Genomic DNA, 16622 nt, shown 5'->3' with positions numbered 1-16622 from the left:
TAGCGAGACCGAGACCGGTCCCACTGGAATCGGAGAATAGACGACCTTCGGTCGGGGCGGCTTGCCCAGCCGCCGGGGAGGGACGTACATCCTGGCCGCCCGGTGTCCGAACCGGAGTGTTCTTACCCGCGCGCAGCACCGTCCAGTCCAGGTCAGCGCGGCTGCTGCGGCTCGGGCAGAAGGTCGAACCCATGCGGCGGACTTCCTCTCGTACGAACGGTCCAGCACGCGCTCCGTGCTGTCTGATCCGCACAACAGTGGTCCGTCACGCAACATTCCCGGGCATCACCCGAGTGACGCGGACCACCGCACGACACCGTCCGTGACGATCTTCAGCGCCTCGTCCTGACCGAGGGGCGCCTTTTTCGGTACGACGAAGCCGTGGTCCGCGTACTCCACCTCGACCAGTTCGTACGAGCCGTCCGGGAACTCCTGAGGTCGGCCGAACGGGTCGTTGCCGCCCTGGACGACGAGCGTGGGCACCCCGGCGCCGAGCAGTTCCGCCGCCCGCGACTTCTCCGGCTTGCCCGGCGGGTGCAGCGGGAAGCTGAGCGCGAGGACGGCGGCGGCTCCGAGCTCGGGCGCGGTGCGGCAGGCGACGCGGGCGCCCGCGCTGCGGCCGCCGGAGATCACCGGCAGTCCGGGTCCCGCCAGTGCCGGCCACACCCCGCGCCAGCCGACGTCCAGCGTCTTCGGCGCGGGCGCCACCTTCTTGCCCGCCACCCGCCAGGGCTGTTCGACGAGGGCGACGCTCACCCCGTGTCCGGGGAGCACCCCGGCGAGCGCCCGGAGGTCCCTGGCCTCGATGCCGCCGCCCGCGCCGTGGCTCACGGCGAGGAGGAGCCGCGGGTTCGCCGCCGGGTGCCAGGTGACGCGGGCCGGGCCGGCGTCCGTCTCGATCGTCTCGCTCACGCTGTTGATCTCGGTCACGTCAGAAGAGTGTGCCCTCCTCGGGCCCCTCCAGCTCCTTGAGCAGCTCCGGTCCGTTGTTGCGGACGTTGCTGACCGCCGTGGAGACGGGGAACGCGCGCATCAGTCCGGTGGGCGGCGGGGCGAGCAGGTCACGCAGGACGTCCGGGTCCGTGCCGGCCGGGTCGAGCCAGCTGTCCCAGTGGTCGGGGGTGAGCATCAGGGGCATCCGCGGGTGGATGTCGGCGAGCGCCCGCGGGCCCGCGTCGGGCGCCACCGCGAGCGGCGTGGTCTCCGCCTCGGTCGTGATCACCGAGCAGGTCGCCCACCAGGCCAGCGGGTGCTCGTCCGGCAGGGTCCGGTCCCGCCAGAACTCGTAGAGCCCGGCCATCGCGAAGACCGAGCCGTCCGCCGGGGTCACGAAGTACGGCTGCTTGCGCGGCCGCTTCTTCTTGCCCTCGACCTCCAGGTCGCGCTCGGCGGTGCCGGTGACCCACTCGTAGTAGCCGTCGGCCGGGATGATGCACCGCCGCGAGGCGAAGGCGTTGCGGTACGAGGGCTTCTCGTGCACCGTCTCGGCGCGCGCGTTGATCATCCGGGCGCCGCCCTCGGGCGTCTTGGCCCAGGACGGGACGAGCCCCCACTTGAGCTTGCGCAGCTGGCGAACCGGCCTCGGGCTGTCCGCGTCCTTAACAGGACGGTCGAGGACGGCGTAGACCTCCTTCGTCGGGGCCACGTTGTAGTCAGGAGCCAGGGTCTCCTCGACGTCCCACTTCTCGATCTCAAAGATTCCTGCGAGATCCTCGGGTCGACGACTCGCCGCATACCGTCCGCACATACGTGCCAGACTGCCAGACTCCGCGTCACGATAGGGAGCCCCCGCCGACCATGGACAGCACCGCATCCACCTCGCTGGCCTCCCTGAGCTCGCTGTGGGACGAGGTCTTCGGCAGCCAGCCCGACCCCGATCTGTGGGTGGTGATCGCCACTCTGGTCGCGGCCCTCGTGGCGGTCGTCCCGCACGGGGTGTGGCGCCTCTCCCGCAACGCCGTCACCATCGCGCACGAGGGCGGCCACGGTCTGGTCGCGCTGCTCACCGGCCGCAGCCTGAGCGGCATCCGGCTGCACTCCGACACCAGCGGGCTGACCGTGAGCCGCGGCAAGCCGACCGGCCTCGGCATGATCCTGACCGCCGCGGCGGGCTACACCGCTCCCCCGCTGCTCGGCCTCGGCGGCGCGGCCCTCCTCGCCGCCGGCCACATCACCCTGCTGCTGTGGGTCGCCACGGCCCTGCTGATAGCCATGCTGGTGATGATCCGCAACGCGTACGGCGCGCTGACCGTGATCATCGCCGGCGGAACGTTCGTGATGGTCTCCTGGCTCACCGGACCCCAGGTACAGGCGGCGTTCGCGTACGCCGTGGTGTGGTTCCTGCTGCTCGGCGGTGTCCGGCCGGCCTTCGAGCTCCAGGCGAAGCGGATGCGCGGCAACGCGGGCGACTCGGACGCCGACCAGTTGTCGCGGCTCACCCACGTACCGGCGGGGCTGTGGCTGTTCCTGTTCCACGCCGTGTCGCTGTGCTCGCTGATGGGCGGCGCGCGGTGGCTGCTGGAGGTGTGACCCGGTTGCCCGGCTCCTCGGGCCCTCCCGCGCACTGAGGGGTCCCGAGCTGCGGGGCGGTCGTTCGCGCCGGCCCGGGCACCGGGCGGTCCCCGCGCCCGTCCGACGGCGTCTCCGGCCGTGACGGACCAACGGCGGCCCGGCCTCCAGCCGATAAAGTGGAGCGCATGACCGCGAACCCCGCCCACACCGCCCTCTGGCCCGCCCCGTACGCAAGCGGAGCCGTCGACGCGACGGTCCACGTGCCGGGGTCCAAGTCGGTCACCAACCGCGCTCTCGTGCTGGCCGCGCTGGCCTCCGAGCCGGGCTGGCTGCGCCGCCCGCTGCGTTCCCGCGACACCCTGCTGATGGCGGGCGCGCTGCGCGCCATGGGCGTGGGCATCGAGGAGACGGTCGCCTCCAGCTCGACCGTCGCGGCGGGCCCGGACGCCTCCGGCGAGGCCTGGCGGATCATCCCCTCCGGTCTGCGCGGCCCGGCCACGGTCGACGTCGGCAATGCCGGCACCGTGATGCGCTTCCTGCCCCCGGTCGCCGCGCTCGCCGACGGCCCCATCCGGTTCGACGGCGACCCGCGGTCCTACGAGCGTCCGCTGCACGGAGTGATCGACGCCCTGCGGCTGCTCGGCGCCCGGATCGACGACAACGACCGCGGTGCGCTGCCGCTGACCGTGCACGGCCAGGGTTCCCTGGACGGCGGCCCGGTGGAGATCGACGCCTCGTCGTCCTCCCAGTTCGTGTCCGCCCTGCTGCTCTCGGCGCCGCGCTTCAACCAGGGCGTCGAGGTCCGGCACACCGGCTCGACGCTCCCCTCCATGCCGCACATCCGGATGACCGTGGACATGCTGCGCGCGGTCGGCGCCCAGGTGGACACCCCGGAGTCGGGCGGCGAGCCGAACGTGTGGCGGGTGACGCCGGGCGCCCTGCTCGGCCGCGACCTGATCGTCGAGCCCGACCTGTCGAACGCCCAGCCGTTCCTCGCGGCGGCCCTCGTGACCGGCGGCACGGTCGTCGTCCCCGACTGGCCGGCCCACACCACGCAGCCCGGTGACCGGCTGCGGGAGATCTTCACCGAGATGGGTGGCTCCTGCGAACTCACCGAGGGCGGCCTGGAGTTCACCGGTTCGGGTGCTGTCCACGGCATCGACGTGGACCTCGGCGAGGTCGGTGAGCTGACCCCGGGCATCGCGGCGGTCGCCGCGCTCGCCGACTCCCCCTCCACCCTGCGGGGCGTGGCCCACCTGCGGCTGCACGAGACGGACCGGCTGGCCGCGCTCACCAAGGAGATCAACGAACTCGGCGGCGACGTCACCGAGACCGCCGACGGCCTGCACATCCGGCCGCGCCGGCTGCACGGCGGTGTCTTCCACACGTACGACGACCACCGCATGGCGACGGCCGGCGCGATCCTCGGGCTGGCGGTGGAGGGCGTCCAGATCGAGAACGTGGCGACGACCGCGAAGACCCTGCCGGACTTCCCCGACCTGTGGACCGGAATGCTCGGGAACTGACGGGCGGACCTGGATCATGCGCCGTTACAACAAGAACACCGACGAGGACGACATCCGCCAGCGGCCGAACCGCAAGGGCAACCGTCCGCGTACGAACATCCGCCCCAAGCACGAGGAAGCCGTCGAGGGCATGGTCCTCACGGTCGACCGCGGCCGGCTGACCTGCCTGGTCGACGGCCGGACCGTGATGGCGATGAAGGCGCGCGAACTGGGCCGCAAGGCCGCCGTCGTCGGCGACCGGGTGGCCATCGTCGGCGACCTGTCCGGCGAGAAGGACACACTCGCCCGCATCGTCCGTATCGAGCCGCGCACCTCCGTGCTGCGCCGCACGGCCGACGACGACGATCCGTTCGAGCGCGTGGTCGTCGCCAACGCCGACCAGCTCGCCATCGTCACCGCCCTCGCCGACCCCGAGCCGCGCCCGCGACTGATCGACCGCTGTCTGGTGGCGGCCTTCGACGGCGGCCTCACCCCGCTCCTCGTCCTGACGAAGTCGGACCTCGCCCCGCCGGACAAGTTCCTTGAGCTGTACGGCGCGCTGGACATCCCGTACGTCGTGACCAGCCGCGAGGAGCTGCGGAGCGAGGCCGCGGCCGACCTGGTGCGGGAACAACTGGTCGGCAGGATCACGGCGTTCGTCGGCCATTCGGGCGTCGGCAAGACGACCCTGGTGAACGCTCTGGTGCCGCCGGAGCAGCGCCGGACGACCGGTCACGTCAACGCGGTCACCGGCCGCGGCCGGCACACCACCACCTCCGCGCTGGCCCTGCCGCTGGCGGGCAAGGCGGGCGGGTGGCTCGTCGACACCCCCGGCGTCCGGTCCTTCGGCCTGAACCACGTCGACCCGTCCCGGGTCATCCACGCCTTCCCCGACCTCGAACCCGGCACCGAGGGCTGTCCGCGCGCGTGCAGCCACGACGAGCCGGAGTGCGCGCTCGACCAGTGGGTGGCGGACGGTCACGCGGATCCGCAGCGGCTGTACTCGCTGCGCCGACTGCTCGCCACCCGGGAGCGCCACGAGGGCGACTGACGTCGGCGTGTTTGCGTGGGTCCGTGGTCGGTAAGGGCTTCTCCCGGCCGTTGAATGCATAATCGCACCGAGCCGGATCCGGGCCAGCCGAAGCAGTCGACGTGCGGACAAGGGAGGACACGACATGGCGTGGCTGCTGGTCGTTGTGGCGGGACTGCTCGAAACCGGCTTCGCCGTCTGTCTGAAGCTCTCGCACGGCTTCACCAGACTCTGGCCCACCGTGGCCTTCTGCGTCTTCGCCCTCGGCAGCTTCGGTCTGCTGACGCTGTCCCTGAAGAAGCTCGACGTGGGGCCGGCGTACGCGGTGTGGACGGGGATCGGCGCGGCGGGCACCGCCATCTACGGCATGATCTTCCTCGACGACCTGGTCTCGGTCCTCAAGATCGTCTCGATCAGCTTCGTCATCATGGGCGTCATCGGCCTCCAGCTGTCGGGCTCGGCCCAGTGAGGCGCGGAGCGCACGGCATCCGGGGCGGCCTCAGACCCCGTGCCGGTGCGACGGCGCCAGAGCGGCCTTCACCAGGTCCGTGGCCCCGCCCTCCGCGGGCGGCGCGATCACGTACGACAGCCCGAGCCGGACGACGAGTTCGCACGACCGCGTGACCTCGGCGGCGTCCGCCCGGGAGACGCCGAGGGTGGCGACGGCCCGGTCCCTGACCAGCGCCACGAAGTCCGCGGGCGAGGGCAACGGCCCGTCCGCCCGCCGCTGCGCGGGCACCACGGAGGCGGACGGTACGGCGGGCAGGCCGGGTGAGGGCAGCCGTTCGCCCCAGCACCCGGTGAGCATCGCCCGCACCAGCGCGTTGCTGCGCGCCGCCGAGGCCGTCCATTCGACGGCCGCGACCAGCCGTTCCCGGGCGTCCGTGTGGGTGGCGAGTGCCCGGTCGACCCCGGCGAGGTAGGCGTCGGCCTCCCGACGTACGAGGGCGCGCGCGAGGCCGTCCTTGCTCCCGAACTCGTTGTAGAGCGTCTGGCGTGACACCCCCGCCACGGCCGCAACGTCGACCATCCGCACGGCCGACCACGCTCTGCGCGCCAGTGCCGTGTAGGCGGCGTCCAAAAGGGATTCTCGCGCTGCGGGCATCATCGCCTCCCTGGGGCGAGCGGCTCTGCAGCCAGATTTGACGCGCGGGGAGGCACTGTCAAGGGTGCGCGGCGGCTCCGGGGGTTCGCCGCGTGACCGGAGGGCGCGCGCACCCGGCCGCGCGCCCGGGCCCAAGCCCCGGCACGAGCGCCCGGCCTCCACAGCGGCGGGAGCGGTCGGCGCGGTCCCGATCATCCCCGGTCCCCTGTAGCCCCGTCCCGACACGGACAGATACGGTTCGGTCATGCCCGACTATCTCGATGACCTGCGGCTCGCCCATGTCCTCGCGGACGCCGCCGACGCCGCGACGATGGACCGGTTCAAGGCGCTCGACCTGAAGGTCGAGACCAAGCCGGACATGACGCCGGTGAGCGAGGCGGACAAGGCCGCCGAGGAGATCATCCGTGGTCATCTCAAGCGGGCCAGGCCGCGCGACGCGGTCCTCGGCGAGGAGTACGGCGTCGAGGGCACGGGCCCGCGCCGCTGGGTCGTGGACCCGATCGACGGCACCAAGAACTACGTCCGCGGCGTCCCCGTCTGGGCGACGCTGATCTCTTTGATGGAGGCGGGCGAGGGCGGCTTCCAGCCCGTCGTCGGCCTCGTCTCCGCGCCCGCGCTCGGCCGCCGCTGGTGGGCGGCGAAGGGCCACGGCGCCTACACCGGCCGCAGCCTGTCCTCCGCGAGCCGGCTGCGGGTCTCCGACGTGTCCCGGATGTCCGACGCCTCGTTCGCGTACTCCTCGCTGTCCGGCTGGGAGGACCAGGGGCGCCTCGACGGTTTCCTCGACCTCACGAAGGCCGTGTGGCGCACCCGCGGCTACGGCGACTTCTGGCCGTACATGATGGTCGCCGAGGGCGCCGTGGACATCTGCGCCGAACCCGAGCTGTCGCTCTGGGACATGGCGGCGAACGCGATCGTGGTGACCGAGGCGGGCGGCTCCTTCACCGGACTCGACGGCCGTCCCGGCCCGCACAGCGGCAACGCGGCGGCGTCGAACGGCATTCTGCACGACGAGATGCTGGGTTACCTCAACCAGCGCTACTGACCCTGGATGGGCGGCGGTTGACGAGGTGGCGGTGAGTGGCGGTCGACCGCGCCGGTGGGTGGCCCGGGCCGCTCACCGGCCTCGACCTCACTCGGCCGTTCTTTACCCCGGCAGGAGACGCCGGGCGCGACTCCTGAGCAGCTCCGGTCGGCCAGGGACTGCTGAGTACTCCTCGGGCGCCCCCGAACTCACCGCACGCGCCCTCTTGTTGACCCTCCCTTTAACTGCGACTCTGAGAGCTCCCCCACTTGTGAACTTGTGAACCGTTTCTCCAGTGCCGCACCGGGAGGTCGGCGGTTCACCAAGGAGGTGGCTCCAGCCCATGCTCGTCCGCGACGCCATGAGCACGGTGGTCCTCACCATCGGCCCGACACACACGCTCCGCCAGGCGGCCAGACTGATGTCGGCGCGCCGCGTCGGGGCGGCGGTGGTCCTCGACGAGGACTCCTCCGGCCTCGGCATCCTCACCGAGCGCGACATCCTCAACTCACTCGCCCTGGGCCAGAACCCCGACACCGAGACCGCCTGCACCCACACCACCACCGACGTCGTCTTCGCCGCTTCCGGCTGGACGCTGGAGGAGGCCGCCTCCGCGATGGCACACGGCGGCTTCCGGCATCTGATCGTGCTCGACGGCGGCGGACCGGTCGGCATCGTCTCGGTCCGCGACATCATCCGCTGCTGGGCTCCGGCGCGGCAGCAGATCCCCGCCTGATCCCCGTACGGCACGTACGACCCGGAGAACGAGCGGGCCGGAGCCCCGGGGTCGCCCCCGGAGTTCCGGCCCGTCGTCCACGGCAGCGCCGGCCGTCAGCCGCGCAGGGCCTGGACCGCGGCGTCCAGCCGCTTGCCGAAGTCGGCGTCCGCCAGGCGGAAGTTGCGCACCGCGCGCTCGGCGATGTCGTCACGGGAGACCTTGGCGATGAAGCCCGCCAGGTTCTCGATCAGCCGCTCCTTCTCGCCCTCGGACATCAGCCGGTACAGGTCGCCCGCCTGCACGAAGTCGTCGTCCTCGGCGTGGAGCGGGGCCGCGTCGTTCCCGGTGTGCCCGTCGACCGGGACGGGCCGCCACAGCGGCAGGTCCGTCTGGACGGGTCCGCCGAAGCTGTTCGGCTCGTAGTTCTTCGCCCCGTTGTGACGGCCGTCGTACAGTGCGCCGTCGCGCGCGTGGGTGCGGGCCTCGGTGGCGTGCGGGCGGTTCACCGGCAGGTGGCCGGCGTTGATCCCGACGCGGTAGCGGTGCGCGTCCCCGTACGCGAACAGCCGCCCCTGGAGCATCTTGTCGGGCGAGGGCCCGATGCCCGGCACGAAGTGGGCCGGCGAGAAGATGCTCTGCTCGACCTCGGCGAACACGTTCTCCGGGTTGCGGTTCAGCTCCAGCCGGCCGATCTCGACGGGCGGGTAGTCCTCGTGCGGCCACACCTTGGTGAGGTCGAACGGGTTGAAGCGGTACGTCGCCGCCTCGGCCGCGGGCATGATCTGCACCTGCACGGTCCAGGACGGGAAGTCACCGCGCTCGATGGCCTCGCGCAGGTCGCGCTGGTGCGAGTCGGGGTCCACGCCGGAGAGCCGGACGGCCTCCTCGGTGGTGAGGTTCCTGACGCCCTGGTCCGTCTTGAAGTGGTACTTGACCCAGAAGACCTCTCCGGCCGCGTTGTTCCACTGGTACGTGTGCGAGCCGTAGCCGTTCAGGTGGCGGTAGGAGGCGGGGATGCCGCGGTCGCCGAAGAGCCAGGTCACCTGGTGGGTGCTCTCCGGGCTCAGGCCCCAGAAGTCCCACACGTTGTCGGCCTCCTGCGAGCCCGTGTGCGGGTCCCGCTTCTGCGTGTGGATGAAGTCCGGGAACTTGATGGCGTCCCTGATGAAGAACACGGGGGTGTTGTTGCCGACGAGGTCGTAGTTGCCCTCCTCGGTGTAGAACTTCAGCGCGAAGCCGCGGGGGTCGCGCACGGCGTCCGCCGAGCCGAGGTTCCCGGCCACGGTCGAGAAGCGCAGGAACGTCTCGGTCCGCGTGCCCACCTCGGAGAGGAACGCGGCCCGCGTCCACCGCGAGACGTCACGGGTCAGCGTGAACGTGCCGTACGCACCCGCACCGCGCGCGTGGACGACGCGCTCCGGAATGCGCTCGCGGTTGAAGTGGGCGAGCTTCTCCAGCAGGAGCTGGTCCTGGACGAGGACGGGCCCGCCGGCGCCTGCGGTCTCACTGTTCTGGTTGTCGGCGACCGGCGCTCCGGCCTCCGTCGTCAGCGGTCCCTGCGTCATGTGCGCCTCCAGCGTCATCCAGGCCAGTTCGACTCCTTGGCCAATACCGAACTTGATCCTACGATAGACATTGTCTAAGTCAAGCCTGCTTCCAAAGTCACACCCATTCGGGATCTGGTTCACCTGCTGTTACGCTGATCTGTATGAGTGACCTGTTGGAACGACTGCGCGGACGTGGCTGGCGGATGACATCGCAGCGGCGTGTCGTGGCCGAGGTGCTCGACGGCGACCACGTCCATCTGACGGCCGACGAGGTGCACGCCCGGGCCGTGGCCAAGCTGCCCGAGATCTCCCGGGCGACCGTCTACAACACGCTGGGTGAGCTGGTCTCCCTGGGCGAGGTGCTGGAGGTCGCCACCGACAAGCGCGCGAAGCGGTACGACCCGAACGCGCACCGGCCGCACCACCACCTGGTCTGCGCCCAGTGCGGCGCGATCCGTGACGTCCACCCGGGCGGCGACCCGCTCGGCGACCTCCCGGACACCGAGCGCTTCGGCTTCACGGTGTCGGGCGTCGAGATGACGTACCGCGGCGTCTGCCCGAACTGCGCGGCGGCGTAACACCGCCCCACACAGAGCCATATGAAAGCCCCGGCACGCCTGGCGTGCCGGGGCTTTCGACTGTTCGTCGATCAGAGGTGGGCAGGGCCGCCGCCACCGGAGAGAACAGCGAGGGTCGCGAAAACACCGAGGGCCGGAACCCTTTCGGATTCCGGCCCTCGGCCTTCAGTAGCGGGGACAGGATTTGAACCTGCGACCTCTGGGTTATGAGCCCAGCGAGCTACCGAGCTGCTCCACCCCGCGTCGTTGAACTGAACAGTACGTCACCGCCGCCGACCAGCGCAAATCAGTTGTCCGGAGAGCCACGGAGCCCAGACGCCGCAAGCGAAAGGGGCACTTGGAGGCCGAGGACGCGCCGCCGGGCTTCCCGTCCTCGCTCACGCCGGGGAGACCCCTCCGGGCGCCGCGGGAACCGATCTCCGGGCCTGCGGCGGGACCCTGCGATGACCGGGTTGGAGGGGTTGGAGTTCACGTCGGCGGAGGGCGCCCAGTTGAGGTTCACCCCGCACGCGGCCAGCCTGCGGCCGAGTTCGAGCGCGACGGCCTCGGTGAGCGCCACGTCATCGACGGCGCCCAGCGCGTGGTTGCCGGGGAACGACGAACCGGTGCGCACCTCCAGGCGGGCGCGCCCCGGGCCCCGCCGCCTCACGCGGACAGTTCCTCCCGCAGCGCGTCCCGCAGTCGGGCCGCGCGCTCGGCGACCTCCGCCGGGCCCAGGGACACCGCGCGGTCGGCCCAGCGCTGGCCCTCCGCGAGTTCCCCGCGGCGCGCGTACACAAGGGCCAGCCGCAGTGCCGCCCGCCCATGGCCGGCGTCGGCCGCCCGCGTCCACCAGAGCGCCGCCTCCGGCTCGCTGCCCTCACGGGCCAGCAGCAGGCCGAGGTTGAAGGCGCCGTTGCGCGAGCCCGCCTCGGCGGCCTCGCGATACCAGCGGGCGGCCTCGACCACGTCGCCGCGCGCCGCGGCCAGCATCCCGACCCGCACCTGCGCGCGCCGGTGTCCCTGGGACGCCGCCCGCTCGTACCACTCCTCGCACTCGCTCTTCTCCTGGGCGGGCTCGCCCAGTTCGTGGGCGGGCGCCGGCGGCCGGCGGGCGTCGAGCACGGCGGCGAGCCGGTACGCGGCCTCGGCGCTGCCCCCTCCCGCCGCACAGCGCAGGTGCCGCTCGGCCGCCCGCTCGTCGCCTTCCCGCAACCGCGCGATGGCGACCTGGAGCGCGGCCTCCGTGTGTCCGGCTGCGGCCGCCCGCTCGTACCACCGCAGGGCGGCGGCGTCGTCGCTGTCGGTCGCGCGTCCGGCGTGCAGGATGCCGAGGTTGAACGCGGCGTCCACGCTGCCGGCCTCCGCGGCCTTGGAGAACCAGGGCTCGGCCCCGGCCGCGTCACCGACCTGCAGCAGCAGGATCGCCAGCGCGTTCGCGGCCTCGCGGTGACCGGCGTAGGCGGCCCTGCGGTACCACTGCTCGGCCTGCGCGGTCCGGCCCTGTTCCACGCAGAGCAGCGCGAGGTTGTACGCGCCGTTCACGTCGCCCGCGTCCATCGCGGCGCGGTACCAGCGCTCGGCGGTCTGCGTCTCGCCGCGCTCGGCGTGCACGGCGCCCAGCGCGTTGGCGGCGTTCCCGTCGCCGTCCTGCGCGGCCCGCAGCCACCACACGGCGGCACTCTCGGTGTCCCCGGCGTCGCGCAGCAGGAATCCGAGGGCACAGGCGGCCCGCGCCTCGCCGTCCTTCGCGGACGTCAGGTACCAGCGCCCGGCCTCCTTGAGATGGCCCCGCTTCTCCAGGATGGCGCCGAGATGCAGGGCGGCCCGCCGGTGCCCGCGCGCCGCGGCCTGCCGGTACCACTGCTCGGCGTCCTCACCGGCCGCACCGATGACACCGTTGTCCGCCACGGCCTGACCCGAGTCCAGCGCCTTGCGGTCGAGCGAGCGCGCCAGTCGGTAGGCGGCCTCGCGGTGCCCACGCTCCGCGGCGGACCGCAACCACTGCTCGGCGCCCACGTCGCCGCGGTGCTCCAGCAGGTCGGCGAGCGCGTACGCCCCCAGGGCGTGGCCCTGTTCCGCGGACTGGCGCAGCCAGTACTCGGCGGCCGGCTCGTCACCGCGCTCGCGGTGGTGCCGGCCGAGCGCGTGCGCCGCGGCCGCGCTGCCCGCGACGGCGGCGATCCGCCACCATCCGGCGGCCTCGTCGGCGTATCCGCGCTGGTACAGGAGGACACCCAGGTTGTTGGCCGCCGCCCGGTCACCCGCGGCGGTGGCCGCGCGCAACTGCGGCTCGGCCGCGTCGAGATCGCCCCGGCGCAGCAGCATCGCACCGAGGACGCTCATCGCCTCGACGTCGCCGGCCTCGGCCGCCGACCACCGGCGCGCCTCCTCGGCAGCCTCGCCGGTTTCGTCCCGGTCGGAAGGCTGCGTGAGATCCGCAGGCTGCTCAAAGTCGGCAGGCTGCACAAACCGCCCTGTATCCAACAGAGTTGCCTTGTCCCCCATAACGTCCATCGTCGCACCACCTGCAACCTGGGTACACCTGGTATACCGCAGCCAGTGAGGTCACTTCAGCGTTTTGTCGACATGCCCACAGAGAGACAAGTGAAACACAGTTCCCTCAACTCCCCACGTATGGCGCAGGACTTCCTGGGAGTCGGCAGGTCACCGGGTGCGCCCCGGCGTGGCGTCACACACGCCGAAGGCCCGGATCCATGAACTGGATCCGGGCCTTCGACTTCAGTAGCGGGGACAGGATTTGAACCTGCGACCTCTGGGTTATGAGCCCAGCGAGCTACCGAGCTGCTCCACCCCGCGCTGTTGTTCTACAACCGTATCACGGCGCGGGGTGGGCTCCTGATCAGCCGCTTTCGGAGCTCTAGCCGCTGCTCGGGCTGCTACTGGGGCTGCTGCTCGGACTGCTCTTCTTGTCGCCGCTCTTGTCCGTGCTCTTGTCGGCACCGGAGCCGCCGCTGCCGGCCTTGTCCGCCTTGTTCTGCGCGTCCTCGGCCTTCTTCAGCGCGTCCTGCAGATCCTTCTGTGCCTCCCCGTACGCCTGCCAGTCGCCCTTCTTGAGGGCTTCCTGGCCCTGGTCGAAGGCCTTCTGCGCGTCGTCCAGAGCGGCCTGCACCGTCGGGTCGCTCGACGTCGGCGGTTTCGTGGTGTTCTCGTCCGGTGGTGGCTGGGTCGAACTCTCGGCCCCGAAGACCTTGTTGAGCGCCTGGTCCAGCGTGCTCTCGAAGGCCGTGCTGCCTCCGTAGGTGACCAACACCTTGCGCAGCAGCGGGTACTTGAGATCGCCACCGCGGACGTACACGGGTTCCACGTAGAGGAGTCCGCCGTCGAGTGGCACCGTCAGGAGGTTGCCGTACTCCACCTTGGAATCGCCGCGTTCGAGGAGGCTGATGGACTCGGCGATGGACGGTTCGGAGTTGAACTGGCTCTGCACCCGTTTCGGCCCGTCGACGGTTTTGCCCGTCGGCAGTTTCAGGATGTTGATCTTGCCGTAGTCCGGTGTGCCCGCCTCGGCGTCGACGGACATGAACGCGGCGAGGTTGTCCCGGCCGTTCGGTGTCATCGTCGTCGTGAGCGAGAACGCCTGTGACGTCTCCCCCGGCAGCTTCATGCTGAGGTAGTACGGCGGCACGGCGCTGCCCGAGTTGTTGCTCGGGTCGTCCGGGACCTGCCACACCTCGCTGCCGCTGAGGAACGTCTGCGCGTCCTTCACGTGGTAGCGGGTGAGCAGTTCACGCTGAACCTTGAACAGGTCCTGCGGGTACCGGAGATGGGCCATCAGCTCCGGCGAGATCGACTGCTTCGACTTCACCGTGTTGGGGAACGCCTTCATCCAGGTCTTCAGGACCGGATCCTTGGTGTCCCACTGGTAGAGCTTGACCTCACCGGTGTACGCGTCGACGGTCGCCTTCACCGAGTTGCGGATGTAGTTGACCTGGTTCTGCTGGGCCACCACCGCCCGCTGGTTGTTGGCCGCCGTCAGCGAGTCCGCCGTGGTGTCGCCGAGGGTGGTGCGGGACGCGTACGGATAGCCGTTGGTGGTGGTGTACGCGTCGACGATCCACTGGATCTTGTGGTTGACGACGGCCGGGTAGGCGTCGCCGTCGATGGTCAGCCAGGGGGCCACCGCCTCCACGCGCTCCTTGGGCGTGCGGTTGTAGAGGATCCGGGAACCCTCGCCGATCGCGCCCGAGTAGAGGATCTGCGGCTCGCCGAACGCCACCGCGTACGCGGCGCGGTTGACCGGGCTGGAGAGGCTGATGCCGCTCTTGCCCTTGTAGCTGGTGGTCTTCTCACCGCTGTCGTCGGAGTAGTCGATCTCCTTCTGGGGACCGCCGACGATCGAGTACTGGGTGGTCTTCTCGCCGTAGTAGACCTGCTGCTGGTATTCGCCGAGGTCACCTCTCGACGGCAGGTTGTACTCGGTGAAGACCGGCCGGCCCTCGCTGTCGGCCGTGGTGCCCTTGGCCGCGACGACGCCGTATCCGTGGGTGTAACGGAAGTGGTCGTTGATCCAGTTGTTCTTCGGGATGCCCGCGAGGTTCAGCTCGCGGAGACCGAGGACGGTGTCCTGGTCCTTGCCGTCCTTGCTGTACCGGTCGACGTCGAGGTTCGACGGGAAGCCGTAGTAGTTCCGCACCTGCTGGAGCTGCTGGAACGTGGGCGACACGACGTTCGGGTCCATGAGCCGGATGCTCGCCGCCGTGTCGGCGTCGTCCCGGAGCTTGGCCTTGTCCTTGGTGTCGCTCGACCCCGGGTAGTCCTGCACGTCGGTGCCGTCGATCCCGTACGCCTCGCGGGTCGCCTTGAGATTCTTCTCGACGTACGGCGCTTCCTTGGCCTGCTCGTTCGGCTGGACCTGGAACTTCTGCACGATCGCCGGGTACAGCCCGCCGATGAGGATCGCCGACAGCACCATCAGGCCGAAGCCGATGACGGGCAGCTGCCAGGTGCGCCGCCACAGGGTGGCGAAGAAGAGCAGCGCGCAGATGACGGCGATGCAGAACAGGATCGTCTTGGCCGGCAGATAGGCGTTCGCGTCGACATACCGCAGGCCCGTCCAGTTGCCCGTCGCCTTGAAGTCACTGGACTTCACCGCGAGGCCGTACCGGTCGAGCCAGTAGGCGACCGCCTTCAGGGCCACGAAGATGCCGAGGAGCACCGAGAGATGCCCGGTCGCCGCGGCCGTGGCACGCGCGCCCGGGCTGGTGACCCGCAGGCCGCCGTACAGGTAGTGCGTGAGCGCGGCGGCGATCAGGGAGAGCACGGCGGCGGCGAAGCCGAAGCCGAGCAGGAAGCGGTACCAGGGCAGGTCGAAGGCGTAGAACGAGACGTCGAGGTGGAACTGGGGGTCCTTCTGGTGGAAGGGCACTCCGTTCACCCACATCAGCCACGTGCGCCACTGGCCCGAGGCGGACGCGCCGGCGATCAGTCCCACCACGGAGACGATGCCGACCAGCAGCCACCGCTTGTAGGGCGCGATGCCCATGCGGTAGCGGTCGAGGCTCTGTTGCTCCATCGACATGGCGCTCAGCGGCGGGCGCAGCCGGTGCGCCAACCAGATGTTGAAGCCGACCGCGGCCGCCATGAGCAGGCCGAAGACGAAGAAGAGCCCGATCTTGGTCCACAGAGTGGTGGTGAAGACCGATGAGTAGTGAACCGATCTGTACCAGAGCCAGTCCGTCCAGAACCCCGCGAACATGACGAAGGCCATGGCCAGAACGGCCAGTACGCCCAGTGTCATGAGCAGGGTCCGGACACGCCGGGACGGCCGGCCCACTCTCATCCGTGGCCCCGTCGGGCCTCCGCCGCGGTCCGGCATCTGGAAAGCCAAGGTGCGCACCTCGAAGTCGCTGTTGATCCGTCAGGCCCCCCGACTTGGAGAGCCGTCCGTAAGGCTCCGTGATCGAGGAGCCTCATCTATGCAACTTACTCACGCTTTACTCGGTTCCCGTTTCCGGGTACGAACGAGGCAGGATTGTGACCATGTCCAACACTCCCATGGCAGCGAGCCCCCTCACCCGGGCCGTACTCGAGATCGACGAGTACGCCTCCGGCCTCGGCTGGGACCAGCCCGCCCGCCTCTTCGCCCTCGTAGACACCGCACGACTGCGGACCCAGGAACCCGGCCTCGCCCGCCAGCTCGGCCTGGAGGGCGAGCAGGCGACCGCCGGTCTGACCCCCATCGAGCAGGACGAGATCCCTGCCGGCAAGCCGCTGGACGAGTTCCTCGGCACCATCGCCTGGCCCGACGCCGTGGTGGGCTGCGCGCTCACCGTGGAGCGGCTGATGCTGCCTCCGTCCGCCGAGGCGTCCGTCCCGGAAGGCCTCAGCGGCAAGAAGCTCACCCAGTGGGTCGCCACGCACCCGGACCGCCAGGAGGTCCGGATGACGGTCGGCGTGCTGCGTGACGGAACCCGCGACTCCGCCCTGCGGCTGCGCGAGAAGGACGCGTCGACAGAGGTCCTCACGGGCGCGGGTCTCGTGCCGGGCCTCGCGGACGCGCTGTCGGCGACGTTCGCCGACTGATCCGCGGAGCGAACGACGGAGAGGGGGCGCCCGGAAGTTTCGGGCGCCCCCTCTCCGTCGGAGCGCTGCTGTGCGGGCG

At 70.8% G+C, this 16622-nt stretch carries 14 protein-coding genes, 2 tRNA genes and 1 pseudogene; 8 read left to right on the top strand and 9 right to left on the bottom strand.

The features are described from left to right. Positions 1-285: 285 nt before the first annotated feature. A complete protein-coding gene (locus ACIRQH_RS25550; RefSeq protein ID WP_404227203.1) occupies positions 286-912 on the bottom strand; it encodes an alpha/beta family hydrolase in 627 nt (208 codons plus the stop codon). Between the two features lie 19 nt (positions 913-931). Then, positions 932-1747: an SOS response-associated peptidase gene (locus tag ACIRQH_RS25545; RefSeq protein WP_404227059.1), complete on the bottom strand. Its 816-nt coding sequence runs from the start codon at positions 1745-1747 to the stop codon at positions 932-934. A gap of 50 nt (positions 1748-1797) precedes the next feature. Here ACIRQH_RS25545 and ACIRQH_RS25540 point away from each other — a divergent pair, with 50 nt between their 5' ends. From ACIRQH_RS25540 to ACIRQH_RS25525, 4 genes are all read left to right on the top strand, one after another. Continuing rightward, positions 1798-2529, top strand: a complete 732-nt coding sequence (locus ACIRQH_RS25540) for a M50 family metallopeptidase (protein ID WP_358815655.1) — start codon at positions 1798-1800, stop codon at positions 2527-2529. A 167-nt stretch (positions 2530-2696) separates the two neighbouring features. Beyond that, positions 2697-4037 carry a 3-phosphoshikimate 1-carboxyvinyltransferase gene (gene aroA / locus ACIRQH_RS25535; protein ID WP_356434325.1) on the top strand — a complete coding sequence of 447 codons (1341 nt, stop codon included), beginning with the start codon at positions 2697-2699 and terminating at the stop codon, positions 4035-4037. Positions 4038-4053: 16 nt separating this feature from the next. Beyond that, complete coding sequence (gene rsgA / locus ACIRQH_RS25530) at positions 4054-5067, top strand: ribosome small subunit-dependent GTPase A (protein ID WP_358815654.1); 1014 nt, start codon at positions 4054-4056, stop codon at positions 5065-5067. 124 nt (positions 5068-5191) lie between these two features. Then, positions 5192-5515 (top strand): multidrug efflux SMR transporter, encoded by a 324-nt coding sequence (locus ACIRQH_RS25525; protein ID WP_358815653.1) that lies wholly within the window; start codon positions 5192-5194, stop codon positions 5513-5515. A 30-nt stretch (positions 5516-5545) separates the two neighbouring features. Here the strand turns inward: ACIRQH_RS25525 and ACIRQH_RS25520 are convergent, their stop codons facing one another. Then, positions 5546-6154 carry a TetR/AcrR family transcriptional regulator gene (locus ACIRQH_RS25520; protein ID WP_358815652.1) on the bottom strand — a complete coding sequence of 203 codons (609 nt, stop codon included), beginning with the start codon at positions 6152-6154 and terminating at the stop codon, positions 5546-5548. A 241-nt stretch (positions 6155-6395) separates the two neighbouring features. On the opposite strand from ACIRQH_RS25520, the gene hisN reads away from it, so the two are divergent. Together hisN and ACIRQH_RS25510 are read left to right on the top strand one after the other, a co-directional pair. Further along, on the top strand, positions 6396-7196 hold the full coding sequence (hisN, locus tag ACIRQH_RS25515) for a histidinol-phosphatase (RefSeq protein ID WP_388866807.1): 801 nt from the start codon (positions 6396-6398) through the stop codon (positions 7194-7196). 322 nt (positions 7197-7518) lie between these two features. Further along, entirely contained in the window at positions 7519-7911 is a 393-nt protein-coding gene (locus tag ACIRQH_RS25510; RefSeq protein WP_355864779.1) for a CBS domain-containing protein, read from the top strand. Positions 7912-8006: 95 nt separating this feature from the next. On the opposite strand, the gene ACIRQH_RS25505 is transcribed toward ACIRQH_RS25510, so the two are convergent. Continuing rightward, a complete protein-coding gene (locus ACIRQH_RS25505; protein WP_388929697.1) occupies positions 8007-9476 on the bottom strand; it encodes a catalase in 1470 nt (489 codons plus the stop codon). Positions 9477-9601: 125 nt separating this feature from the next. Here ACIRQH_RS25505 and ACIRQH_RS25500 point away from each other — a divergent pair, with 125 nt between their 5' ends. Further along, entirely contained in the window at positions 9602-10018 is a 417-nt protein-coding gene (locus ACIRQH_RS25500) for a Fur family transcriptional regulator (RefSeq protein WP_358815649.1), read from the top strand. A 169-nt stretch (positions 10019-10187) separates the two neighbouring features. Here ACIRQH_RS25500 and ACIRQH_RS25495 read toward each other — a convergent pair. The 5 genes and pseudogenes from ACIRQH_RS25495 to ACIRQH_RS25475 form a co-directional block, all read right to left on the bottom strand. Then, positions 10188-10261 (bottom strand) — tRNA-Met (locus ACIRQH_RS25495). A 199-nt stretch (positions 10262-10460) separates the two neighbouring features. Beyond that, a pseudogene (locus tag ACIRQH_RS25490) lies at positions 10461-10757 on the bottom strand (glycoside hydrolase family 3 N-terminal domain-containing protein); the annotation flags it as partial. Continuing rightward, positions 10664-12514 (bottom strand): sel1 repeat family protein, encoded by a 1851-nt coding sequence (locus ACIRQH_RS25485; RefSeq protein WP_404227058.1) that lies wholly within the window; start codon positions 12512-12514, stop codon positions 10664-10666. The gene ACIRQH_RS25485 and the pseudogene ACIRQH_RS25490, both read right to left, overlap by 94 nt. A gap of 229 nt (positions 12515-12743) precedes the next feature. After that, a tRNA-Met gene (locus ACIRQH_RS25480) sits at positions 12744-12817 on the bottom strand. A 61-nt stretch (positions 12818-12878) separates the two neighbouring features. Next, positions 12879-15836, bottom strand: coding sequence for a UPF0182 family protein (locus ACIRQH_RS25475; protein ID WP_388929770.1), 2958 nt, complete (start codon positions 15834-15836; stop codon positions 12879-12881). Between the two features lie 164 nt (positions 15837-16000). Between ACIRQH_RS25475 and ACIRQH_RS25470 the strand changes: the two genes are divergently transcribed. After that, positions 16001-16543, top strand: a complete 543-nt coding sequence (locus ACIRQH_RS25470; protein ID WP_388866815.1) for a PPA1309 family protein — start codon at positions 16001-16003, stop codon at positions 16541-16543. Positions 16544-16622 lie beyond the last annotated feature (79 nt).

It is taken from the genome of Streptomyces sp. NPDC102279 (assembly GCF_044766365.1).
Taxonomy (GTDB): domain Bacteria; phylum Actinomycetota; class Actinomycetes; order Streptomycetales; family Streptomycetaceae; genus Streptomyces.
The sequence above is the reverse complement of the archived record's forward strand: the minus strand, read 5'-3'. Positions and strand labels throughout refer to the sequence as shown.